Genomic DNA, 22,967 nt, shown 5'->3' on the forward strand with positions numbered 1-22,967 from the left:
CTTTTCCGAGTTTTGAGCGTTTCCGCGCACACACGCGATGCCCCGCTAGCCAATCTAGGTTTTTCAAATGCTGTCCATCGCCTCGCTGCAACGCGAATGGCTCGCCAATCCGCGCGCCGACATCCTCGCCGGGATCGTCGTCGCCCTGGCGCTGATCCCCGAAGCCATCGGCTTTTCCATCATCGCCGGCGTCGATCCGCGCGTCGGCCTCTACGCCTCCTTCTCCATCGCCTTCATCATCGCCTTCGTCGGCGGCCGCCCCGGCATGATCTCCGCCGCCACCGCCGCCGTCGCGGTGCTGGTGGTGCCGCTCGTGCGCGACCATGGCATCGAGTATCTCTTCGCCGCCACCATCCTAATGGGCATCATTCAGGTCATCGCTGGCTTCCTGCGGCTCGACATGCTGATGCAATATGTGTCGCGGTCGGTCATCACCGGCTTCGTCAATGCGCTCGCGATCCTGATCTTCATCGCCCAATTACCGCAGCTTATGGGCGTGACCTGGATGACCTATGCGATGGTCGCGGGTGGCCTTGCCATCATCTACCTCTTCCCGCGTATCACCAAGGCGGTGCCCTCGCCGCTGGTCGCGATCGTCATCCTGACGATCCTGTCCATCTATGGCGGGCTGAATGTCAACACGGTGGGCGACATGGGCGAACTGCCCTCGACCCTCCCGGCCTTCCTCATCCCCAACGTCCCGCTGACGCTGGAAATGCTCCAGATCATCCTGCCCTATTCGCTGACCATGGCGGCCGTCGGCCTGCTGGAATCGATGATGACGGCGCAGATCGTCGATGACCTGACCGACACCGGGTCGGACAAGCGCCGCGAGATGAAGGGCCAGGGCATCGCCAATTTCGCCACCGGCTTCCTCGGCGGCATGGGCGGTTGCGCGATGATCGGCCAGTCGGTCATCAACGTGAAGTCGGGCGGTTCGACCCGCCTGTCGACCCTCGTCGCAGGCACCTTCCTGCTATTCCTGATCGTCGTGCTCGGCCCGTTCGTGGCCCAGATCCCGATGCCCGCGCTGGTCGCGGTAATGATCATGGTGTCGATCGGCACGTTCAGCTGGCGCTCGATCAAGGATCTGCGGACCAATCCGTGGCAATCCTCGGTCGTCATGATCGCCACCGTCGTCATCGTCGTGTGGACGCATGACCTGGCGCAGGGCGTGCTGGCGGGCGTCATCCTGTCGGGACTGTTCTTCGCGAGCAAGGTCAAGCGGCTCTTCACGGTCACCTCCGAAATATCAGCCGATGGCAATGCGCGCACCTATCGCGTCGCAGGCCAGGTCTTCTTCGCCTCGTCGGACAGCTTCACCTCTGCCTTCGACTATAAGGAGGTTCTCGACCGCGTCGTGATCGACGTGAGCGACGCGCATTTCTGGGACATTTCGGCAATCGGCACGCTCGATAAGGCGATCCTGAAATTCCGCCGCGAAGGCACGGCGGTCGAGGTGATCGGCCTCAATGACGCCAGCGCCGCGATGGTCGAACGCTATGCCCTGCACGACAAGCCGGGTGCGGACGCGCGACTCGGCGCGCATTGAGGAGAGACGCCATGACCAAGATACTCGCCTGTATCGACGCCTCGGCCTATGCGGCCAGCGTCTGCGACCTCGCCGCCTGGGCGTCTAAGCGCCTCGATCTGCCGGTCGAACTGCTCCATGTCGTCCAGCGCCGCGATGCCGTGGCACAGCGCCATGACCTCAGCGGCGCGATCGGCCTGGGGGCCAAGAGCGAACTGCTGGAGGAATTGACCCGGCTGGAGGAAGCCGACTCCCGGCTTCAGATCGAACGCGGTCGCGTGCTGCTCGCCACCATGGCCGATCGGCTGCGCGCCGACGGGGCCACCGCCATCGCGCCGCTCCATCGCCATGGCGGCATCGTCGAAACGATTATCGAGCGGGAAGCGGATGCCCGCGTCGTCGTCATCGGCAAGCGCGGCGCGAGCCATGAATTCGCCACCGACCATATCGGCTCGAAGATCGAGCGCGTCGTGCGCGCCAGCGCCAAGCCGGTGCTAATCGCCGCGCGTGCGGCGCAAGCCCCGCAGTCCGTGGTCCTCGCCTATGACGGCAGCAAACCCGCCGACCGCGCGTTGGAACGGGTCGCCAATTCGCCCTTGTTCGCCGGGCTGCCGATCCAGGTCGTGACGGTCGGCCCCGACGACGACAAGCATCGCGCCCTACTCGACAAGGCCCGCACTGCTTTATCGGCCAGCGCGACCGTCACCCTGACGATCCTGCCGGGCAAGCCGGAGGATGCCATCGCCGAACTGATGGCCGCAACGCCGCAAGCGCTATTGGTGATGGGCGCCTACGGCCACTCCCCGCTCCGCACCCTGATCGTCGGCAGCAGCACCACCACCCTCATCCGCACCGTCCACGCACCGGTTCTGCTGGTGCGGTGAGAAGGGCTGGCCCGTCAGGCGGCGTCGCGAGTGTCGATGTCGCCTAGCCCCGTCAGCGTGAACGGGCCAGTGCCAGGCAGTTCGACGCGCAGTTCGAGCGTCCCGCCCGCCGCCTCCACGAAGCGGCGCAAGGTCGAGAGGTAGAGATCGGTCTGCCGCTCGATCTTGAGGACGGAGGGTTGCTTGATGCCAAGGCTTTGCGCGATTTGTTCCTGGCTGCGTCGGGCGAGCAGGCGCAGCGCCTTCAACCCTTCCACCTCGGCGTAAAGCTCCGCCGCGCGCGCCTTGATTCGGTCCTGCCGCTCCTGGGGGAGGCGGGCCATGATTTCGTCGTGGGTGACTGCCATGTTGCTTATCCTTTCAATGTTTCCAGATGCTCGGCAAAGCGGGCATCGGCTTTGGCAACCAGCGTCTTGTAAAAGCGCTTCTGGGCGACCCCGGCCTTGTCGCCTGCGACAAGGATTATGGCGCGACGTTTGGGGTCGAACGCAAAGGCCACCCGCCACACCCCATCCTGGGCCGTAAAGCGTAGCTCCTTCATATTGGCATGGCGGGATCCCGCCAGTGTGTCGGCATGAGGGCGACCCAGCGTTGGCCCAGCCAATATCAATAACTCGGCGATGGTCAGCAGCCCGTCTTGAACCACCTCTGGCAGCGCCTCCATCTCCGGAACAAACGCCTGATGATAGAGGACCGTCCACGCCATAAGCGGATAATAGCTTATAGCCTATATTATGTCCATAGGCTTTAGGCTATATACCTCAGGCCGCCTTCCCCTTCAGCGCCTTCTGCCGCCGCCGTTGCACCGACGATCCAATCCCCATCGCCTCGCGATATTTGGCGACGGTGCGGCGGGCTATGTCCATGCCGCGCGCACGCAACAGCTCGACCAGCGTGTCGTCGGACAGGATGGCCTGCGGCTCTTCGGCCATGATCAGCGTCTTGATATGGCTCTTGACCGCTTCGGCCGAGACGGAGCCGTCGCCTTCCGCGTTCGACACGCCGCTGGTGAAGAAATATTTCAGCTCATATTGCCCGCGCGGGCAGGACAGATATTTGTTCGATGTCACCCGGCTGACGGTCGATTCATGCATTTTGATCGTGTCGGCGACGGTGCGCAGCGTCAGCGGTTTCAAATGCGCCACGCCCTTGCGAAAGAAATCCTCCTGGCAGCGGACGATCTCGCTCGCGACCTTGATGATCGTCTTCTGCCGCTGGTCGAGCGCCTTGACGAGCCAATTGGCGCTGGCCAGGCAATCGGCGAGCCACGCCTTGGCATTCTTGTCCTGCTTGCCCGTCGCCAGTTCGACATAATAGCTGCGGTTGACCAGCACGCGGGGCAGGGTGGCGCTGTTGACCTCGATGCTCCATCCCTCGGCGGTCGGGCGCACGAATAGGTCGGGCGTGACCGGCGCAGCGCGATCGCTGGAGAATTTAAGGCCAGGCTTGGGGTCATAGCCGCGCAATTCGGCGATCATGTCGGCCATATCCTCCTCATCCACCCCGCAGATGCGGCGCAACTGGGGCAGCGCGCCCTTGGCCAGCAGGTCGAGATTGGCGAGCAGGCGCGCGATGCACGGGTCGTAGCGGTCGGCTTCCTTGGCCTGCAGCGCCAGGCATTCGGCCAGCGACCGTGCGCCGATCCCGGTCGGGTCGAAGCTGTGGATGACGCCCAGCACCCGTTCGACCTCGACCAGCGGCAGGCCCATCGCATGGGCGGTCTGCAACAGGTCCGCCTCCAGATAGCCCGCCTCGCTGATCTGGCCGATCAGTTGCGCCGCGACGATCAGGTCCACGCCCGACAGCGCGGCGCGCGCCTGATCCATCAAATGTTCCTGCAGGCTGGCACTGGGCGCGGCGAAACTGTCGAAGTCCGGGGCTTCGTCGCCATAACCGCCCGTCATCGCGTCCATGCCGCCGCCACCGGCGCCGAGTGCGCTCGCCATCCGGTCGCCGGGGCCATCGTCGATGAACGTGTCCGCGCCATGATCGACGTCGAGCGGGCTGTCCGCGCCGCCCAGCCCCTGCGCGATCAGATCGTCGCTCGCCCCGGTTTCGGCGGCCAGCGTGGGGCGCTCAAGCTCGCGGTCGATGCCGTCGGCGGGCGGGGGACCGTCATCGCCGCCACCCGATTCGAGCAGCGGATTTTTCTCCAACTCGCCCGCGACGAACGCCTCGATCTCCAGATTGGACAGCGCCAGCAGCTTGATCGCCTGCTGCAACTGCGGCGTCATGACAAGCGACTGGCTCTGCCGAATGTCGAGGCGTGGGCCGAGCGCCATCAGGCAGCGCGCCTTGTGCTGGCGCACCGGCTCGCGCCCCCACCCGGACGCCCAGCCAGCCTATACTGTGGGAGGCCGGGTGGGGGTGCGGGCCGGTGCGGCTCAGAAAGAAAATGCCCCCGCTTCATCTTACATCACAACGAGAAATTCTCGCCGAGATACAGGCGGCGGACGTCGGCATTGGCGACCAGTTCGGTCGGGCTGCCTGTGAACAGCACTTGCCCGTCATAGATGATGCAGGCGCGGTCGACGATTTCTAGCGTCTCGCGGACATTATGGTCGGTGATCAGCACGCCGATGCCGCGCGTCTTCAACTGCTTCACCAGGTCGCGAATATCGGCGATCGACAGCGGATCAATGCCCGCAAAGGGTTCGTCCAGCAGCACGATCGAGGGATTGGCGGCCAGCGCGCGGGCAATCTCGCAGCGGCGGCGCTCGCCCCCCGACAGCGCCATCGCCGCCGAATCGCGCAACCGGGTCAGGCCGAATTCGTCGAGCAATTGTTCCAGCCGCGCGGCGCGCGATGCCTTGTCGGGCTCCGCCATTTCCAGCACCGCGCTGATATTCTGCGCGACGGTCAGGCCACGAAAGATCGAGGTTTCCTGCGGCAGATAGCCAAGGCCCAGGATCGCGCGGCGATACATGGGCAGGCTGGTAATATCCTGCCCGTCGAGCAGCACGCGGCCGCGATCGGGGCGGACGAGGCCCATGACCGAATAGAAGCAGGTCGTCTTGCCCGCGCCATTGGGGCCAAGCAGGCCGACGACTTCGCCTTTGCCGACGGTCAGCGACACGTCCGACAACACCACGCGATTGTCGTAGCTTTTGGCGATCGAGATGACCGACAGGCCATCGCCCAGCTCGTGCGGGACGGGAGGGCGGGGGGCGGCGGGCCGTTCCTGGGTGGTGACGTCGTGCATGGGTCCATCCTTGCGGCCGGACGGCGAACCGCCCGCGCCAGTTGGCATCCTTTGTGCATGGGATCGCCGCCGGGGCAAGGGGAAAATGGCGCGACCGCCGCGCTGCGAGGTGAGGCGACGTCGCCTTTCACCCTCGCTCAAACAAAAATGGCGGTCGTTCCGGGGTTGGAGAGGAACCCGGAACGACCGCCATATCATCATGGAGCGCAGCGAGGAGACGCCACGCCCCATGGGCACTCAGTCAAACTTGAAGCGGACACCCAGAGCAAAGGTCCGGTCGATCAGCAGCGTGCTGGAGTTGAACTCGGTCGGATTGCCGACATCGCCGAACTTGTAATAATTCTGCTGCTTCGCCTTGGATGTGTTCACCGCGTCGAAGGTGATGCCGATATCTTCGTTCACGTTCAGCGTCAGTTGGAAGTCCAGGCTCTTTTCAGGCGCACGCCACATGCCGATCGGGTTGGCAAAGGCCCGCGCTTCATTGTTGTTCAAGAAGCCCTTGCGCCAGATGTAGGACAGGCGCGCGCCGATCGGGCCTTTGTCATAGGCCAGCGTGGCGTTGTAGGACAGCTTCGACACGCCGAAGAAGGCGGACTTGGCCGTGCCGGTGATTTCGCCTTCATTGTTGACGACCGGGATCGTCTGTTCGGAATCCAGGATCGTCGCGCTGCCGGTGAAGCCAAGGCCGTCAAGCACGGAGGGGTAGGTAGGAGGGGAAGTAGGTCAGCCCCAGTTCCAGCCCCTTGAGCGTGCCATCGGAAGCGTTCGCCGGACGGGTGATGTTGAAAAAATTCGGTATAGGTCTCGTTGCGCGGCAGATAGTTGTTCGGGATGAACTCGCGAACGGTCAACGGCACGACCAGACCTTCGATCTTGCGGCGGAAGGCGGTCGCATAGATGGCGCTGTTGCGGTCGAAATACCATTCGATCGCCAGATCCATATTCTCCGACTTGGTCGCCCGCAAATTGGGGTTACCCGAAGACCCGGTGCCGAAACCGATGCGCGACAGATCGCCGCCGAGCGCCAGATTGGGATTGAGGTCGCCGAACGCCGGACGACGCAGCGTTTGGCCATAGTTGAACCGGATGCGCAGATTGTCGGTGATGGCATAGCGCGCGGTAAAGGACGGCAGGAAATCGTCGGAACCGGTCGACACGCCGGTCCGGGCGAAATTCGCGCCCCGGTCGAAATATTCATAGTCGGTATCGATCGCGACATAGCGCACGCCACCCTGCAATTGCAGCGGACGCCCGAAAATCTCGACCTCGGCATCGGCCACGATATAGGCGGCCAGGTTGCTTTCCTCGATGCCGAACACGCGGCCGAAGCTCAGCTGGTCAGACAGCAGCAGACCGGGCGCGACGGCGCGATACAGGCTGCGCACGCCATCCCTGTCCATGCTGCGCGGATCGGCCAGCACCCAGCTGGTCGGGATATTGGCACGGCCGTCGAAGAAGCCTTCGTTGGTGAAGGGGCTGCCTTCGCCAAATTCCAACAGACAGGGGAACGGGGATGCGGTCCGGGTTCGCCGGACTGACTGGGCGCGTTGGATCATAGGCAGGGGTTGGGCAACGTATGCACCGGCACCCTGATCGCGGACATAGCTGTCGGCCGAACGCTTGTCATAGCGCCAGCCCGCCTTGATGCGGCGCAGGAAGCCCTCGTCCCACTCATATTCGCCGTCCAGCATCATCGTCAGCGCGCTACCGGTATTCTTGGTGCCGCTGTCGAACAGGTTGCCGACAGTCCACTTGCTCGCGTCGGTCAGGACGTCCTGATTGCCAAAGCTATAGGCGGGCAGGCCGCCGCCGGCGTTGAAATCGACATCGATGTCGAGCGGGCCGCGATCGGTACGGATGGCAAAGAAGCTCGTCTCGTTCTTGCTGTCCTGATAGGCGATGTCGGCCGAAATCTTGCCGCGCTCACCCACATCCCACTTGGCGTTGAAGGCATAGACATAGCTGTCGGTGCGGCTGGTCGCCCGGTCGCCGCTGTTGAAGCCCGCGACCGCGCCGGCTCGCCGCGACTTGATGATGTTGGTGCCTTCGAACAGTTCGAAGCTGTTGGCCACGTCAGTAGGCAGGTTGCCCCACCAATCGACAAAGCTGAAGTTCAGGCTGTTGAACGTCTCGCCCTTGAACCCCCGTGTAGAAGACCTCAGCGGTGTAGACCGAGCTGTCGTTCGGCGCCCATTGCAGCGCGGCGTTGATCGCCTTCCGATCGCGCTTGCCATAGACATCGGATGCGATGACGTGTATGCACCGGCACCCTGATCGCGGACATAGCTGTCGGCCGAACGCTTGTCATAGCGCCAGCCCGCCTTGATGCGGCGCAGGAAGCCCTCGTCCCACTCATATTCGCCGTCCAGCATCATCGTCAGCGCGCTACCGGTATTCTTGGTGCCGCTGTCGAACAGGTTGCCGACAGTCCACTTGCTCGCGTCGGTCAGGACGTCCTGATTGCCAAAGCTAAAGCTATAGGCGGGCAGGCCGCCGCCGGCGTTGAAATCGACATCGATGTCGAGCGGGCCGCGATCGGTACGGATGGCAAAGAAGCTCGTCTCGTTCTTGCTGTCCTGATAGGCGATGTCGGCCGAAATCTTGCCGCGCTCACCCACATCCCACTTGGCGTTGAAGGCATAGACATAGCTGTCGGTGCGGCTGGTCGGTCGCGGTCGCCGCTGTTGAAGCCCGCGACCGCGCCGGCTCGCCGCGACTTGATGATGTTGGTGCCTTCGAACAGTTCGAAGCTGTTGGCCACGTCAGTAGGCAGGTTGCCCCACCAATCGACAAAGCTGAAGTTCAGGCTGTTGAACGTCTCGCCCTTGAACCCCGTGTAGAAGACCTCAGCGGTGTAGACCGAGCTGTCGTTCGGCGCCCATTGCAGCGCGGCGTTGATCGCCTTCCGATCGCGCTTGCCATAGACATCGGATGCGATGACGGCGTCGCGGGCGAGATAATAGGGGGTTTCGACGCCATTGATGTTGAGCGTCGATCCCGGCGCGGTCGGCAGGCCCGCGTCGAGACCAGGCGTCCAGTTTTCATTGGTAGCACCGGGGAAGATGCGTTGCAGCGGGGTCAGGCCCGACCCTTCCGGCGGCGTTTCGGTGGCGAACGGCACCATGGCACCGGCCTGCAAATTCTGGTTGCGAAATTCGGCGCGGGTGTAGCTGCCATTCACCAGGAAGCCGATGTCGCCGATGCCGGTTTCCCAGCGGTCGCTGACCAGCAGCGCGACATTGGGGTTCACCTTGTCGGCAAGTTCCGAATAAACGCCGCGCGCCAGGCCCGAAATGGTGAAGCCGTCAAAGTCGAGCGGGCGACGGGTCTGCACGTCGATCTGGCCCGCCAGGCCGGTTTCCAGCTGGTCGGCCGAACGGGTCTTGTAGACATCGACCTGCTTGACGAGGTTGGCGGAGATGTCCTGCAACGCGAAGGACGTGCCAGCAGCGGTGAAGATGTTGCGGCCATTGAGCGTGGTCAGCGGATCGGTCAGGCCGCGAATGGTGATGGTCGCCGCTTCGCCGCCGGCGCGGTCGGTGACCTGGATGCCGGTCACGCGCTGCAGGGCTTCGACGACATTATTGTCGGGCAATTTGCCGACATCTTCCGAAACGATCGAATCGACGATCTGGGTCGATTCCCGGCGCACGTTGAGCGCGCCGACGATCGAGGCGCGGACGCCGGTCACGACGATATCGGCGACTTCCTCTTCCGGCGCTGCCTGCGGCGTTGCGGGGGCGGTTTGGGCCTGGGCAGCGCCCGCCAGCATCAGCGCGAAGAGCGATGCGGAACCCATTACGATCGGCTTGAGGGCCATGTCAGATATCCTCCCTGGAGCTGGCCCTTGGCCATGCGTGAATTACTCGGACTAATTATTGCTCCGACAAATGAATCGCAAGCGGAAAATGAGGGCGTCGCGACACGAATGTCCGGCGCTAGTTACATTATTGCCACAGGCCACGAGCTATCGGGTGTCGATCGGATACCCACATAAGCGAAGGGGCCGGTCTCCTGCTGGAAACCGGCCCCTGGCACCACCTATTTGTCAGACATATTATGGAATGTCAGTCCGCACGCCAGTAAGCCGTAGCGTCCCGGCTCGGCACCAGCCGCAACTGATCGCCGACGGTGCCGATCGCCTTGCCCGGCGCGGAGATGGCGACGAAGCGCAGCGCGTCGCTGGCCTTTTCCTCGAAGCGGACGAACTGGCTGCGCAGCGCGAAATCGGCGCTCTTGCTGTCCTTTTCCAGGCTGATCGACCCATCCTTGGCCGCGACCAGATAATGATCGGGCATCAATATGGGGGACAGCATGATGCTCTTGGCCCCGGCACGGCCGGGCGACTGGCGGAACTGCGTCTGAGGCAGGGCCGGGTTGCCCGCGACCAGGCGGGTGCCGTCATGCGCCATCAGCCGCTTGGGGTCGGCCACCGCGATGAACCGTTCGGGCAGCGGGCCATTGCCCACCGGCACGCCGAAATCGGGCGTGCCATCGGCGGTATAATAGAGCCGCTGGACGCGGGTATGGCGGTCGGGGTTGAGCAGCGGATCGCCCTGGATCGTCTCATAGTCGCGCCCATGATAGACCAGGATGTCACGGCCCTGCTCATCCACGGTGAAGCTGTTGTGGCCCGGCCCATAGACGCTCGTCGCCGCATTGGTGACGAACACCGGCTGCGGCGATTTGACCCAGCTCTTGGCATCCAGCAGGTCGGCATTCTCGTCCGCCGTCAACAGCCCCAGGCAATAGCGCGCATCGGTCGCGCTGGCCGAATAGGTCATGAACAGGCGACCATTGCGATGCAGGACGGCGGGCGCTTCGGCGACCTTGTAGCCGCGGATTTCCCAATCCAGCGTCGGCACGGCGATCCGCGTCGCCTTGCCCAGCTTGAGCGCCGATTCCAGCTTGGCGATGTACAGGTTGCTGTTCGTTTCGATGCCCGGCTCGCGCTGCGCCCACGCCATATAGCGCGTGCCCTTGTGCGTGAAGATGGTCGAATCGAGGTTGAAACTGTCCCAGGGCGTCTGCAATTCGCCCAGAACGCTCCATTTGCCGACCATCGGGTCGGGGCCGTCGCACACCACCGCATAGGTGCGGATGCGAAACACATCCTCGCCACCGCCGCTCGGACCAGCGGCGAAATAGACGATCCATTTGCCGTCCACCATATGCAGTTCGGGCGCCCACAGGAAACCCGACATCGGCCCGGTCTTTTCATGCCGCCACAGCACGGCTTCGGTCGCGGTAGCGAGGCCCGCGATTGTCTTCGACCGACGCAGCACCAGCCGGTCATATTCGGGGACCGACCCGGTCATATAATAATAGCCATCGTCATGGCGGAAGATCTGCGCGTCGGCGCGCTGCTTGATCAGCGGATTGACCGGAACGGGGCCGTCAGCGGTCGGTGCAACGGGTATGGCGCCCAGCTTGCCGCAGGCAGTCGGTAATATCGCGGCACCGGCCAGGAAGAGGCGGCGGTTGATGTGGTTCATAGCGTCGTTTCCTCAATAATCTGCGACGGGCCAGCCGTCCGCGCCCCAGCGCACCGGCGCGATGCGCAGGGTGGGGGCACCGTCGGCTTGCTTGTCATAAGCGTGGTAGACGACATAATCTTTGCCGTCCTTATCGTGCAGCCACCCGGCATGGCCGGGGCCACGGAAACGCTGCTGCTCCTGCAAATCCGCGCGCAGGAAGATGGTGCCGCCACCCTCCATCATCGCACTGCCATCCTTGCCGAGATACGGCCCGGTGATGTCCTTGGACCGGCCGATCACGGTATAATAGGTGCTGTTCACGCCCTTGCAGCAATAATCATAGGACGCCATCAGCCAATAATAGCCGCCATGATCGACGATAAAGGGCGCTTCGACAGGAGCAGGACCACCAGCCGGAGCCGCGCGGCGCGCGATCGACACAGGCTTGGCCGTCGCATCCTTGGGCTTGCCGCTCTTGGGGTCCAGCTCGAACAATTTGAGGCCGGTCCAGAAGCTGCCGAGCGAGAGCCAGTGGCGGCCTTCGCGGTCGATGATGAAATTGGGGTCGATGGCATTATAGTCATCGTCCTTGGTGGACATGACGACCATGCCTTCATCGCGCCATTTGAAGTCCGGCGACTTCGGGTCGAGCGTCGGACTGGTGGCCAGGCCGATCGCCGAGCGGTTCGAACCAAAGGTCGAGACGGAGTAATAAAGCCGGTAGCGGCCATCCACGAAGCTGATGTCGGGCGCCCACATGCCATCGCTGCCGGGGATCGCCTGCTTCGCCCAATCGGGCAGCGCGGTGAATACCGGCGGCCCGGCCGTCCAGCGCACAAGGTCGGGCGAGGTGCGCGTTTCGATCAGCCGCTGGCCATGGCCAGTGCCGAACACATGATAGACATCACCCTGCCGGATGATCACCGGATCATGGGTAGGGGCGAGGTCGCCGGTCAGGCGGCTGTTGAGCGTCGGCGCGCTCGGCGGGGCAGCGGCGGGCTGGGCGAGGGTCGGGCCAGCAAGGCTGATCGCCGCAAGACAGGCGAATTGAGCAATTTTGAACAATGTCTGTCCTCTTCACAGATAGGGGTGGCGAAAAATTCCGTCCCACCAACCCGTTCGGGCTGAGCCTGTCGAAGCCCTGCACTTTTACCCGAAGGGAAGTGCGGCCCTTCGACAAGCTCAGGGCGAACGGGGAGGGGAGGTCGAACCTCCCCTCCAGATCGCCTTATTGCAGGTCCAGCACCACCACCGACATCGGCGGCAAGGTGACGGTCAGCGTGCCGCCATTCACCTGCGCGCCGGTAAAGGCGGCGGGCTTGACGGTTTCGGGCGCATCGAACGTGTTATGCGCGTTCATCGCGCCAGCGGTCAGGACGCGGCCCGATACCGTTCCGGCGGTCAGGCCATCGAGCTTGACGGTCACCGTATTGGGCTGGGTCGGGTCGAGGTTGGACAGGCCGACATGGACCTTGCCATCCTTGCCCCGCACCGCCGAACCGCTGACCGCGGGCATCACGAACTGGTCCTTATTATACCAAGGCGTGTCGATGCTGATCGGTAGAACCGTCGCATCCTGCCAGGGCTTGTACATTTCGAACACATGATAGGTGGGGGTCAGCACCATCTTCTTGCCGTCGGTCAGGATCATCGCCTGCAACACGTTCACCATCTGGGCGATGGCGCTCATCTTCACCCGGTCGGCATGTTTGGCGAAGATGTCGAGATGGATGGACGCGACCAGCGCATCGCGCAGCGTATTCTGCTGACGCAGGAAGCCAGGGTGCGTGCCGGGGTCTTGCGCATACCAGGTGCCCCATTCGTCCACCGCCAGGAAGACGCGCTTCTTGGGATCATATTTGTCCATGATGGCGGTATGCTTGGTGATAAGCTCATCCATATGGACGGCCTTGGCCAGCGTGTCGGCCCACAAAGTCTCGTCGAAATTCACCGGGTCCGCCTTGGGCGGCCAGCCACCCTGGGGCAGGGTGTAATAATGGAGCGAAACGGCGTCGAGCTGATCGCCCGCCTCCCGCATCATCACCTCGGTCCAGTTATAATCATCGACATTGGCACCCGCCGCGATCTTGAGGATCTTGGTGCCGGCAGGCGCCTTGATGAAGGTGGCATAGCGGCGCGTCACGTCGGCGGCATATTCGGCGCGCATATTGCCGCCACAGCCCCACAGCTCGTTGCCGATGCCGAAATAGGGAACCGCCCACGGCTCCTTATGTCCGTTCTTGGCGCGCTCGTCGGCCAAGGTCCCGGCGGGCGAGGTCATATATTCGACCCATTCGCCCATTTCCTGCGGGCTGCCATTGCCGACATTGCCCGCGACATAGGCCTCCGCGCCGATCTGGCGGATCAGTTCGAAAAATTCATGGGTGCCGACCGTATTGGGTTCGGTCACGCCGCCCCAATGGGTGTTGATCTTGACCGGGCGCTTGGCCTTCCCGCCAATGCCTTCCCGCCAATGATATTCGTCGGCAAAGCAACCGCCCGGCCAGCGCACGACCGGCACCGACAGATTCTTGAGCGCCGAGATCACATCGTTGCGAAAGCCGTTGGTGTTGGGAATCGACTTGTCGTTGCCGACCCACAGCCCGCCATAGATGCCATTGCCCAGATGCTCCGCAAATTGCGTGAAGATGCGCTTGTCATAGACCGGGCCGGGCTGCGCCGCATTGATCGTCGCGGTGGTCGGCTTGCCGTTGGTGTCGGCAAAGGCACTGGTCGTCAGAGCACTGGCGCAAAGCAGCAGTGCGGCGGTGGTACGGCGCAGGGTTTTTATCATGTCGTCCTCTCCCATTTGGAAATCAGTCGTGAAAAGCGTCGGTCGGTTCGCGGCGGCCGCGCAGGAAGGCGTCGGCGACCAGCCGCAACGGGCTGGTATCGACATCGCAGCGCCCACCCCGGATCAGCGTGGCGAACCGGCTGTAGAGGCCCGGATATTCGACATCCTCGCCATGTTCGGTGCCACTGGGCAGCGTCAGCACCGCGCCGCCATGCGCCAGTTTCAACGTACCGGCATCGGTGTCGATGATGATGTCCCAGCTTTGCGGCCCGGTCTGCCGCCAGTCGAGATCCATGTGGATCGGCGCGCCGCCGGTATCGCGGAAATGCAGGTCGGCGGCGATCGGCGCAGCGCGGTTCTCCGGCAGCACCAATGTCGCCTCTTTCAAGAAGAAGGGGCGCGGCAGGATATGGGTGACGATCGAAAGCGCGTTGATCCCCGGATCGAACACGCCAAGTCCGCCCGGCTGCCAAATCCACGCCTGACCCGGATGCCATACGCGCACATCCTCCCGCCAGACGATCGATACCTTCTCGATTCGGCGCTCGGACAGCCAGGCGCGGGCCGGGGCGACCCCCGCCGCGAACCGACTATGCCAGGCGGCGAACAGCGTCGCATCGACCTTGTCGGCCTGGACTTTCAGCGCCTCGACCTCCGCCAGCGTCGCGCCGGGGGGCTTTTCCAGAAAGACGTGGATGCCTTTGGCCAAGGCCTGCGCCGCCAGATCATAGCGAACCTGCGGCGGGGTGCAGAGCGCCACAGCGTCGACCGCCGGACCTTCGGCCAGCAGCGCATCGAGGCTGGCCAGATGCGGCACCCCCGTCAGCCCGGCATCATGCGGGCTGACGGTCGCGGCCAGGCTGAAGGCATTATTGCCCCGGATCGCCGGGACATGCTGGTCGCGCGCGATCTTGCCGATGCCGATGATCGCGATACGGATCGGGTCCATCGCTTCAGAGCGCCTTGACGGCCACTTCCTGCGGCGCGGCGCGCGTCAGCACATTGCGCACCGGCAGGGTGAAGGGCGCGGCGAGGATTTCGAACACATCGCCCTCTTGGCAGGCGACGCCGTCGCTGAACGACAGGGTCGCGGTGCCGAAGAAATGGACATGAACGTCGCCCGCGCGACGGAACAGGTCATATTTGAAATGATGATGTTCCAGGTTCGCGAAGCTGTGCGACATATTCCCTTCGCCCGACAGGAACGGCTTTTCCCAGATCGTCGCGCCGTCGCGCCTGATGCGGCTCGAACCCTCGATATGCTCCGGCGGTTCGCCGACCAGCAGTTCGGGGCCAAGCGCGGCCTGGCGCAGCTTGGAGTGGGCCAGCCACAGATAATTATGCCGCTCGGTCACATGGTCGGAAAACTCGTTGGCGAGCGCGAGGCCGAGGCGATAGGGCGTGCCATCCTCGCCGATGATGTAGATGCCTGCCAGCTCCGGTTCCTCGCCGCCATCCTTGGCAAAGGCGGGCATGGTCAGCGGATCGGTCGGACCGACCAGCTGCGACCCGTCGCCCTTGTAGAACCATTCGGGCTGCTGTCCCGTCTCGCCGGGGGCAGGCTTGCCGCCCTCCAGGCCTTCCAGGAACATGCGCATCGAATCGGTCTGCTTTTCGACCGCCGCCGCCTCGCGGTGCATCTTGTCGCGACCTTCGGCGGAGCCGAGATGGGTGAGGCCGGTGCCGGTCAGCAGGATATGCGCGTCATCATCATGGTCGATCGGCGCGAGCAGGCGGCCCGCTTCGAATTCGGCGGCGATGTCCACCGCGTCGCCCTTGGGCGCGGCTGCCACGGCGGCGGTCAGGCTGATGCCCTGCGCGATGGCATGCAGCGCCAAAGCGCGGATCGAGGTGAAGCCGACCACGAAGGCGGCGCTGTCGCCTTGCGCGGCGATAACGCCCCGTTCGCCGCTTGGGGCACGGTGCTGCAACAGGCGCAATGTCATGAAAATCTCTCCTCCCGCGCGCCACTGACGGCGCTGAACGCTTGCCGAAGACACGCCATCGTCCACCTCGACCAAAGCCGGGGCGGCAGTGAATCTCCGAATTACTCCGACATATTACAGGAAGATGGTAATGGCAATGCTTGTATTATAGACGGAGTTGTGCCTGATAGTTGGGGGGCGAGAGGAGCAGGAATGGCGAAGGAAGATCCGTCTTTGCACGGGGATGGGGCGGAGACGGGCGCATCGGCGAAGATTGCGCGTGGCCCCGGCAGGCGGCTGCACGGCGCGATCGCGCACAAGCTCGGCACCGCCATCTTGTCCGGCCAATATGCCCCCGGCGACGTCCTGTCGGGCGAAGTCGCCTTCGCCGAGGAACTGGAAGTCTCGCGCAGCGCCTATCGCGAAGCGATCCAGGTGCTGACCGCCAAGGGGCTGGTGGAAAGCCGCCCCAAGGCCGGAACGCGGGTCTTGCCGCGCACCCGCTGGAACCTGCTCGATCCCGAAGTGCTGGCCTGGGCCTTTGCCGGGGAACCGGACATCCAGTTCGTGCGCGACCTGTTCGAACTCCGCGCCATCGTCGAACCGGCGGCGGCGCGGCTGGCGGCACAGCGGCGTGACAAGGAAGATCTGCGGCTGATGAAGGAAGCGCTCGCCGCGATGCGCCGCCACACGCTGGCCACCGAATTGGGCCGCGCGGCCGACCGCGATTTCCACAATGCCATCCTGAACGCGACCCGCAACGACGCGCTGCAGGTGCTGTCCGCCAGCATCGGCGCGGCGGTCAACTGGACCACCCAATATAAACAACGCGCCCGCGCCCTGCCGCGCAACCCTATCCCCGACCATGTCCGCGTCTATGACGCGATCGCCGCCGGCGACACGGCCGCCGCGGCCGAGGCGATGGGCGTGCTGGTCGACCTGGCATTGGAAGACACCGCCAGCGCGATGGGCGGCTAATCCTCCCCAATATCTAAATCCTCCCCTGTAAGGGGAGGGGGACCGTTCGCGAAGCGAATGGTGGAGGGGTGTCACGCTATCGATAGGGCAACACCCCTCCGTCAGGGCTACGCCCTGCCACCTCCCCTGCCAGGGGAGGATTTCATACAAATAAAAAAGGCCGGAGCGGACATCCCGCTCCGGCCTTTTCAGCGCCTCAACTGCGACCCCTGGGCTTTATTCCGCCACGGCCTGTTGATCGGGCAAGGCGTTCGTAACCTTCGACCCCCACAGCGCGTAGAAGAGAATGTACAACTCGCACGCAGCGGTCAGCAGGAACGACCATTGCAGACCATATTCGTCCGCCAGCCAGCCCTGCACCACCACCAGCGCGCCACCGGCGATCGCCATGATCAGCAGGCCCGAACCCTCTTCGGTCAACGGCCCCAGGCCCTTGATGCCGAGCGTGAAGATGGTCGGGAACATGATCGAATGAAACAGGCCGACGAGGATCAGCGCCCACATCGCGATCGGCCCCGTGGTGAACACGGTGACCAGCATAACGATGAACGCGCCGATCGAGAAGGCCGCCAGCACATGGCCCGCATCGAACTTCTGCATGATCGCGGCGCCCAGGAAGCGGCCGATCATCATGCCCGCCCACAGGAAGGTCAGATAGCGCCCGGCCTGTTCATAGGTCAGGTTGGCAATGTCAGGCTGGCTGACGAAATTGATGAACAGGTTGGCGACGCCGATTTCCGCGATTAGATAGATGAAGATCGCGGGCACGCCCCACACCAGATTGCGATGGTTCCAGAGGGAATGTTTCTTGCGCTCTTCCTTGCTGTGGCGCGACGTCGCATTGCCCATGGCGGGCAGGGGAAAGCGCGCGATGATCACCGCCAGCGCCACCAATATGACGGCGACGATGATATAGGGCAGGATCACCGACTGCGCATCGGCCAGCCGTTCGGCCTGCGTCAGCACCGTGCCGGTTTCGGCCGTGCCACCCTTGGACCGGCCCAGGATCAGATAGGCCCCGAACAGCGGCGCGAGCATCGTGCCCGCCGAGTTCATCGCCTGCACCAGATTAAGGCGCGAAGAGGCGGTTTCGGGCTTGCCGACGACCGCGACATAGGGGTTGGCCGCGACCTGCAACAGCGTGATGCCACTCGCGATCACGAACAGCATCAGCAGCGTGACGCCATAGGAGGGGATCGACGCCGCCAGCGTCATGCCCAATGCGCCCGCCGCCATGACGAGCAACCCCACCACCAGCGATTTCTGATAACCGACCCGCTCGATCAGCTTGGCCGACGGGATGGAAGCGACAAAATAAGCGATGAACCATACCGATTCGATCAACGTCGTCTGGGTGTAGCTCAAGTCGAACACGCTGCGCAGATGCGGCAGCAGCGTGTTGTTGATGACGGTGATGAAGCCCCACATGAAGAAGAGGCTGGCGAGCAGGCCCAGCGCCGGGCCATAGCGCGTTGCGGGATTATGCGTCGCGGTGACGCCCGCGCCTGATGTTACGGGTCCTGCCATCCATCCTTCTCCACTGCATTTCCGGGGACGGGCGACCCGGATAGGGGTTGCGCCCGCTTATTTTGTCGGAGTATATTCCCCGAAACCGCGCGTCAATGGGCGGTCGGTATCGGGAGGAAGTCCATGCAAAAGGTCATCATCAAAACAGCGCTGTCATACGCATTGGCCATGGCGCTGACAAGCACGGCGGCGCTGGCCGCCGACGCCAGCCGCGCGCCCGCAGGCACGTTGGCGGACGGTACGGCAGTGGAAACGATCACGCTGACCAATGCTGCTGGCGTATCGGCCAAGATCCTGACCTATGGCGCGACGCTGCAGTCGCTGTCGGGGCCGGACAAGGATGGCAAGATCGCCGACGTGCTGCTCGGCTATGATGATCTCAAGGGCTATGTCGATCATCCCAATTATTTCGGCGTGACCGTGGGCCGCTATGCCAATCGCATTGCGGGCGGCACCTTCAAGCTGGGCGACACCAGCTATCAGCTTCCGCTCAACGACAAGACCAATTCGCTGCATGGCGGCGACAAGGGCTTCGACAAGCTGCCCTGGAAGGTCGTGTCGGTAAAGAGCGGCCCGACCGCCACCGTGGTCCTCTCCCTCGTCAGCGCCGATGGCGATTCGGGCTATCCGGGCAAGCTCGACACGACCGTCACCTATACGCTCGACGAAGCGGGCAATCTGGGCATCGTCTTTGCCGCCAAGACCGACAAGCCCACCATCGTCAACATGACCAACCACGCGATCTTCAACCTCGCGGGTGAAGGATCACCCGATGGCGCGCTCGGCCATATGCTGACGATTCCGGCCAAAGCCTATACGCCGGTGGACGAAAAGCTGATCCCGACCGGCGAATTGAAGTCGGTGGACGGCGGCGTGTTCGATTTCCGCGCGCCCCGCCGCGTCGCCGATGGCATTCGCGACGGCCGCGACCAGCAGATCGTCTATGGCCGCGGCTATGACCATAATTGGGCGCTCGACAAGGGCGCGACCAAGGCACCCGAACTGGCGGCCCGGCTGGAAGATCCCGTGTCGGGCCGGGTGCTCGAAGTGCTGACCACCGAACCCGGCGTGCAATTTTACGCCGGCAATTTCCTCGACGGCACATTGGTCGGCAAGGGCGGCCATCTCTACCGCATGGGCGACGGCATCGCGCTGGAGCCGCAGAAATTCCCCGATGCGCCCAACAAGCCCGCTTTCCTGTCGGCGCAGGTCGATGCCGGCAAGCCCTATCGCCATGCGATGGTCTATCGGCTGTCGGTCAAGCGCTGATGACGGCCTGGCGTCTGATCGAACGGGGCGTTGCCGACACGCTGGGCGAGGGCACGCTCTGGTCGGCGCGCGATAATGCGGTCTATTGGGTCGATATCCTGGCCCCGGCGCTCAACCGGCTGTCCCTTGCGGACGGCACGGTCGAGCGCTGGGCCATGCCCGAACCGCTCGGCTGGGTGGTGGAACGCGAAGGGGGCGGCTTTGTCGGCGGCTTCCAGAGCGGCTTTGCCGACATCCGCCTCGATCCGCTCACGATCACGCCCTTCGGCGACCCCGAACCGCATTTCCCCGGCAATCGCATGAATGATGGCAAGGCGGATGCGCAGGGGCATATCTGGTGCGGCACGATGGACATGGCCGAGGAACATGATCGCGGGGCGCTCTACCGGCTCGCACCCGACCGCAGTTGGAGCGTGATCGACGCCGACTATCGCGTCCCCAATGGCCCTGCCTTCTCGCCCTGTGGCCGCTGGCTCTATCATAGCGATACCGCCAAGCGGCAAATGTATCGCTTCGCCCGAACGGCGGATGGCGCGACCGATCGCCAGCCCTTTATCCGTTTTGCCGAGGAATATGGCTATCCCGACGGCATGACCGTAGATGCTGACGGCCATATCTGGGTTGCCCATTGGGGTGGCGGGCGGGTGAGCCGTTTCACCCCCGACGGCGTGCTGGACCGATCAATCGCGCTGCCCGCGCGGCAGGTGACCAATATCTGCTTTGGCGGGGCCGATCTCGACCGCATGTTCGTCAGTTCGGCGACCATCGGGCTGGACAATGCCACGCCGCACGACGGCGGCTTCTTCGAAGTCGATTGCGGCGTGCGCGGCCTGCCGACCCACCAATATGCAGGCTGACGCCTAAAGAGCGCGCGCAAAGGGGCTTGCGGCCCGGCGCGGAATCTGTTTTATGGCGCGAGACAGCGTTGTCATACCTCTCCAAAGTGAGGCAGCGCTGCAATCCCGGACGGCCCGCTACGGCGAACTGCACGCGCCATGGGTCGTCCGGGACGATTTTTTCCTTATCCCTGCTTCAATCGCGCCAGCCCTCGGCGGACCATCGGCATGGTCAGCATCGTGCTGCCGATCGCCATCAGCAGCAGCGCTGTAAAGCTGGTCCCGGTGATGATCTGCCGGTCGAGCAGGATATTTGCGAAGATGATCATGATCAGCGCCTTGGTTTGCAGCAGCCAGCCGATCACCCCGGCCTCGCCCTTGGGCCAGCCCAGGATTCGCCCGGCCAGCGCCACCCCGGCCAGCTTGCCGACCACGGCAGCGGCCAACAGCAGCAATGCGCCGCCGATCACCTCGAACCCGCCCATATCCCATTGGGTGCGCAGCCCCGTGCTGAGGAAAAAGACCGGCATCACCGTCAACAGCATATGGTCGCGCAGCATATCCATCTGCGCTTCGTCGAACCACTCCTTGTCCAGAATCGCGCCCGCCAGGAAGGCGCCGACCATGAAATGCAGCCCGGCCCAATCGGCGGCAAAGCCCAATAGCGCGAGCGAGAGCATCCCCAGATACAGCCGGTCGCGCCCGCCGATTCGCCGCATCACCGCGCGCAGCCCCCAGGCGACGAACGGGAACAGCAGCAGGAATCCCGCCTGCCGCTCCACCCGCGCCCAATCGAGCAGGATCAGCGCCAGCACACCCCAGATGGCGATATCGTCCAGGCTGGCATAGCGCAGCACCCGTTGGCCCAGCGGCTGGCGCAGGATGGTGAGCCGATCCATCAGCAAAACCAATATGGGCAGGGCGGTCACCGCGCACGCCATCCCCATCCCCAGCAACGCCTGCCAATGCTGCCCCTTCGCGCCGATCCAGCCCGGCTGCGTCAGGATCAGCGCGGCGGCCAGCGCCCCCAGCGCCAGCGGCGTCACCAACGCCAGCCCCGCCGTCGTCCATGTCTCGCGCCGCGCGACCCAGGCCTGGTGCAAGTCCAGTTCGATGCCCGCCAGCCAGACGAAGATCATCACCGCCCACCAGGCGATGCCGTTGAGCGCGGCGATGACGCCGGGCGGAAACAGGAAATCATGCACTTGCGGCAGCGCGACGCCCAGCACGCCGGGGCCAAGCAGCACGCCCGCAACGATCTGCACCACCACCAGCGGCGCCCAATTGTCGGTGCGCAGCACGCGCCACACCAGCCAGGGCAACCCCATGACAAGCGCCAGCGCGAGCAGAAAAGTCTCCGTGATCGTCATGCCCCGCTCCCCTTATCGGCAGGCAGGATTAGCGACGACCCGCGCGCTACGCCAGCGCTATGCCCCAAGAGCGTCGGCCCTTCGCAGCCGCAAAAAACATCCTATATGGATGCCGAGCCTTTTAGGGAGATTTTATGGACACTGACCCCCGCGCCGTCACCCGGCCCGTCGACCCCCTGTTTCTCGACCGCTGGTCGCCCCGCGCCTTTGACGCGTCGGCCCTGCCGCAGGCGGATCTCGACACCTTGCTCGACGCGGCCCGCTGGGCACCGTCGGCCTTCAACTATCAACCTTGGCGCTTCCTCTACGCGCATCGCGACAGCGCCGACTGGGCGCGGTTCCTTGGTCTGCTGCTGCCCTTCAACCAAAGCTGGGTGCAGCATGCCTCGGTCCTGACCTTCATCCTGTCCGACAGCCTCTCTTCGGCCCCCGGCTCGCAGGAAACCAAGCCCTCGCACAGCCACAGTTTCGACGCAGGCGCCGCCTGGGCGCTGCTGGCGCTGCAGGCGACGCGGATGGGCTATCATACCCACGCCATGACGGGCGTCGATTTCGACGCCGCCCGCCGCGAACTCGCCGTGCCGGACCGTTTCCGCATCGAAGCCGCCGTCGCCATCGGGCGCATGGGCGACAAGGCGACATTGCCTGAAGCCCTGCAGGCGCGCGAAGCCCCCAGCGGCCGCAATCCGATCGACAGCTTCGCCTTTGCCGGCAATTTCGTCGCCTAAAACGCCACTTAAGTCACTTGCCCCCGGCACCTGGACCGATCGACCGCCTCGAAACCGCGTGTTTTCGGCAATATGTCACCGGAAATGCGCCGAAATTCGCCGTTAGGCGATGGACCGGCGGATGCGAACGGGCTAGGGCAGGGGGCATCACACTTGAAGAGGACGTCCTATGAATAACAGTGACCTGATCGACACCGTCGCCACCGCCCACGACCTTTCGAAGGCGGACGCCAAGAAGATCATCGACGGCGTGATCTCGGCGATCGTCGACGCGGCGGCCAAGGGCGAAGAAATCTCGCTCAACGGTTTCGGCAAGTTCAAGGTCAAGGAAAGCGCCGCGCGCGAGGGCCGCAACCCCGCCACTGGCGAGACGATCCAGATCGCCGCGTCCAAGAAGCTGGGCTTCACCGCTGCCAAGGCGGTCAAGGACAAGCTGAACGGTTGAT

General features: G+C 63.9%; 18 protein-coding genes and 2 pseudogenes. 7 read left to right on the top strand and 13 right to left on the bottom strand.

What is annotated here, in order from left to right; genetic code table 11:
- The first annotated feature begins 67 nt into the window (after nucleotides 1–67).
- Nucleotides 68–1,552 carry a SulP family inorganic anion transporter gene (locus tag OVY48_RS13400; RefSeq protein ID WP_313923181.1) on the top strand — a complete coding sequence of 495 codons (1,485 nt, stop codon included), beginning with the start codon at nucleotides 68–70 and terminating at the stop codon, nucleotides 1,550–1,552.
- An 11-nt stretch (nucleotides 1,553–1,563) separates the two neighbouring features.
- On the top strand, nucleotides 1,564–2,415 hold the full coding sequence (locus OVY48_RS13405; protein ID WP_313923182.1) for a universal stress protein: 852 nt from the start codon (nucleotides 1,564–1,566) through the stop codon (nucleotides 2,413–2,415).
- 14 nt (nucleotides 2,416–2,429) lie between these two features.
- Here the strand turns inward: OVY48_RS13405 and OVY48_RS13410 are convergent, their stop codons facing one another.
- From OVY48_RS13410 to araD1, 11 genes and pseudogenes are all read right to left on the bottom strand, one after another.
- The gene (locus OVY48_RS13410) at nucleotides 2,430–2,762 is read right to left on the bottom strand and encodes an XRE family transcriptional regulator (RefSeq protein ID WP_313923183.1); all 333 of its coding nucleotides are present in this window, start codon (nucleotides 2,760–2,762) and stop codon (nucleotides 2,430–2,432) included.
- A 5-nt stretch (nucleotides 2,763–2,767) separates the two neighbouring features.
- Nucleotides 2,768–3,121: a type II toxin-antitoxin system RelE/ParE family toxin gene (locus OVY48_RS13415; protein WP_313923184.1), complete on the bottom strand. Its 354-nt coding sequence runs from the start codon at nucleotides 3,119–3,121 to the stop codon at nucleotides 2,768–2,770.
- A gap of 55 nt (nucleotides 3,122–3,176) precedes the next feature.
- Entirely contained in the window at nucleotides 3,177–4,697 is a 1,521-nt protein-coding gene (gene rpoN, locus OVY48_RS13420) for an RNA polymerase factor sigma-54 (protein WP_313924781.1), read from the bottom strand.
- A gap of 134 nt (nucleotides 4,698–4,831) precedes the next feature.
- Entirely contained in the window at nucleotides 4,832–5,617 is a 786-nt protein-coding gene (gene lptB / locus OVY48_RS13425; RefSeq protein ID WP_043154571.1) for an LPS export ABC transporter ATP-binding protein, read from the bottom strand.
- Nucleotides 5,618–5,854: 237 nt separating this feature from the next.
- Nucleotides 5,855–7,870, bottom strand: a pseudogene (locus OVY48_RS13430) (TonB-dependent receptor); the annotation flags it as partial.
- An 8-nt stretch (nucleotides 7,871–7,878) separates the two neighbouring features.
- Nucleotides 7,879–9,437, bottom strand: a pseudogene (locus OVY48_RS13435) (TonB-dependent receptor plug domain-containing protein); the annotation flags it as partial.
- A 247-nt stretch (nucleotides 9,438–9,684) separates the two neighbouring features.
- The gene (locus OVY48_RS13440; protein ID WP_313923185.1) at nucleotides 9,685–11,112 is read right to left on the bottom strand and encodes a glycoside hydrolase family 43 protein; all 1,428 of its coding nucleotides are present in this window, start codon (nucleotides 11,110–11,112) and stop codon (nucleotides 9,685–9,687) included.
- A 12-nt stretch (nucleotides 11,113–11,124) separates the two neighbouring features.
- Nucleotides 11,125–12,159: an arabinan endo-1,5-alpha-L-arabinosidase gene (locus OVY48_RS13445; protein WP_409593254.1), complete on the bottom strand. Its 1,035-nt coding sequence runs from the start codon at nucleotides 12,157–12,159 to the stop codon at nucleotides 11,125–11,127.
- A gap of 163 nt (nucleotides 12,160–12,322) precedes the next feature.
- Nucleotides 12,323–13,888: an alpha-L-arabinofuranosidase C-terminal domain-containing protein gene (locus OVY48_RS13450; protein ID WP_313923186.1), complete on the bottom strand. Its 1,566-nt coding sequence runs from the start codon at nucleotides 13,886–13,888 to the stop codon at nucleotides 12,323–12,325.
- A 22-nt stretch (nucleotides 13,889–13,910) separates the two neighbouring features.
- Entirely contained in the window at nucleotides 13,911–14,837 is a 927-nt protein-coding gene (locus OVY48_RS13455; protein ID WP_313923187.1) for a Gfo/Idh/MocA family oxidoreductase, read from the bottom strand.
- A 4-nt stretch (nucleotides 14,838–14,841) separates the two neighbouring features.
- Complete coding sequence (gene araD1, locus OVY48_RS13460) at nucleotides 14,842–15,834, bottom strand: AraD1 family protein (RefSeq protein WP_313923188.1); 993 nt, start codon at nucleotides 15,832–15,834, stop codon at nucleotides 14,842–14,844.
- A gap of 192 nt (nucleotides 15,835–16,026) precedes the next feature.
- Here araD1 and OVY48_RS13465 point away from each other — a divergent pair, with 192 nt between their 5' ends.
- Nucleotides 16,027–16,791 (top strand): FadR/GntR family transcriptional regulator, encoded by a 765-nt coding sequence (locus OVY48_RS13465; protein WP_313923189.1) that lies wholly within the window; start codon nucleotides 16,027–16,029, stop codon nucleotides 16,789–16,791.
- 216 nt (nucleotides 16,792–17,007) lie between these two features.
- On the opposite strand, the gene OVY48_RS13470 is transcribed toward OVY48_RS13465, so the two are convergent.
- Nucleotides 17,008–18,318, bottom strand: coding sequence for a sugar MFS transporter (locus tag OVY48_RS13470; RefSeq protein WP_313923190.1), 1,311 nt, complete (start codon nucleotides 18,316–18,318; stop codon nucleotides 17,008–17,010).
- A 123-nt stretch (nucleotides 18,319–18,441) separates the two neighbouring features.
- On the opposite strand from OVY48_RS13470, the gene OVY48_RS13475 reads away from it, so the two are divergent.
- A complete protein-coding gene (locus OVY48_RS13475; protein WP_313923191.1) occupies nucleotides 18,442–19,587 on the top strand; it encodes an aldose epimerase family protein in 1,146 nt (381 codons plus the stop codon).
- Nucleotides 19,587–20,444, top strand: a complete 858-nt coding sequence (locus OVY48_RS13480; RefSeq protein ID WP_313923192.1) for an SMP-30/gluconolactonase/LRE family protein — start codon at nucleotides 19,587–19,589, stop codon at nucleotides 20,442–20,444. Before OVY48_RS13475 ends, OVY48_RS13480 begins: the two co-directional genes overlap by 1 nt.
- 164 nt (nucleotides 20,445–20,608) lie before the next feature.
- Here OVY48_RS13480 and OVY48_RS13485 read toward each other — a convergent pair whose 3' ends face one another.
- The gene (locus OVY48_RS13485) at nucleotides 20,609–21,793 is read right to left on the bottom strand and encodes a cation:proton antiporter (protein ID WP_313923193.1); all 1,185 of its coding nucleotides are present in this window, start codon (nucleotides 21,791–21,793) and stop codon (nucleotides 20,609–20,611) included.
- A gap of 134 nt (nucleotides 21,794–21,927) precedes the next feature.
- Between OVY48_RS13485 and OVY48_RS13490 the strand changes: the two genes are divergently transcribed.
- Entirely contained in the window at nucleotides 21,928–22,521 is a 594-nt protein-coding gene (locus OVY48_RS13490; RefSeq protein ID WP_313923194.1) for a nitroreductase family protein, read from the top strand.
- 169 nt (nucleotides 22,522–22,690) lie between these two features.
- Nucleotides 22,691–22,966 carry an HU family DNA-binding protein gene (locus OVY48_RS13495; RefSeq protein ID WP_037476661.1) on the top strand — a complete coding sequence of 92 codons (276 nt, stop codon included), beginning with the start codon at nucleotides 22,691–22,693 and terminating at the stop codon, nucleotides 22,964–22,966.
- The last annotated feature ends 1 nt before the right edge of the window (nucleotide 22,967 follow it).

The organism is Sphingobium sp. SA2, assembly GCF_032227065.1.
Lineage (GTDB): Bacteria > Pseudomonadota > Alphaproteobacteria > Sphingomonadales > Sphingomonadaceae > Sphingobium.

What these genes read in the sequence shown, in the direction of transcription:
- rpoN (WP_313924781.1), bottom strand. Translation starts at nt 4,697, where the DNA reads ATGGCGCTCGGCCCACGCCTCGACATTCGGCAGAGCCAGTCGCTTGTC.
- OVY48_RS13465 (WP_313923189.1), top strand. Translation starts at nt 16,027, where the DNA reads ATGGCGAAGGAAGATCCGTCTTTGCACGGGGATGGGGCGGAGACGGGC.
- OVY48_RS13450 (WP_313923186.1), bottom strand. Translation starts at nt 13,888, where the DNA reads ATGATAAAAACCCTGCGCCGTACCACCGCCGCACTGCTGCTTTGCGCC.
- araD1 (WP_313923188.1), bottom strand. Translation starts at nt 15,834, where the DNA reads ATGACATTGCGCCTGTTGCAGCACCGTGCCCCAAGCGGCGAACGGGGC.
- OVY48_RS13475 (WP_313923191.1), top strand. Translation starts at nt 18,442, where the DNA reads ATGCAAAAGGTCATCATCAAAACAGCGCTGTCATACGCATTGGCCATG.
- OVY48_RS13440 (WP_313923185.1), bottom strand. Translation starts at nt 11,112, where the DNA reads ATGAACCACATCAACCGCCGCCTCTTCCTGGCCGGTGCCGCGATATTA.
- lptB (WP_043154571.1), bottom strand. Translation starts at nt 5,617, where the DNA reads ATGCACGACGTCACCACCCAGGAACGGCCCGCCGCCCCCCGCCCTCCC.
- OVY48_RS13470 (WP_313923190.1), bottom strand. Translation starts at nt 18,318, where the DNA reads ATGGCAGGACCCGTAACATCAGGCGCGGGCGTCACCGCGACGCATAAT.
- OVY48_RS13455 (WP_313923187.1), bottom strand. Translation starts at nt 14,837, where the DNA reads ATGGACCCGATCCGTATCGCGATCATCGGCATCGGCAAGATCGCGCGC.
- OVY48_RS13415 (WP_313923184.1), bottom strand. Translation starts at nt 3,121, where the DNA reads ATGGCGTGGACGGTCCTCTATCATCAGGCGTTTGTTCCGGAGATGGAG.
- OVY48_RS13405 (WP_313923182.1), top strand. Translation starts at nt 1,564, where the DNA reads ATGACCAAGATACTCGCCTGTATCGACGCCTCGGCCTATGCGGCCAGC.
- OVY48_RS13490 (WP_313923194.1), top strand. Translation starts at nt 21,928, where the DNA reads ATGGACACTGACCCCCGCGCCGTCACCCGGCCCGTCGACCCCCTGTTT.
- OVY48_RS13480 (WP_313923192.1), top strand. Translation starts at nt 19,587, where the DNA reads ATGACGGCCTGGCGTCTGATCGAACGGGGCGTTGCCGACACGCTGGGC.
- OVY48_RS13485 (WP_313923193.1), bottom strand. Translation starts at nt 21,793, where the DNA reads ATGACGATCACGGAGACTTTTCTGCTCGCGCTGGCGCTTGTCATGGGG.
- OVY48_RS13410 (WP_313923183.1), bottom strand. Translation starts at nt 2,762, where the DNA reads ATGGCAGTCACCCACGACGAAATCATGGCCCGCCTCCCCCAGGAGCGG.
- OVY48_RS13400 (WP_313923181.1), top strand. Translation starts at nt 68, where the DNA reads ATGCTGTCCATCGCCTCGCTGCAACGCGAATGGCTCGCCAATCCGCGC.
- OVY48_RS13495 (WP_037476661.1), top strand. Translation starts at nt 22,691, where the DNA reads ATGAATAACAGTGACCTGATCGACACCGTCGCCACCGCCCACGACCTT.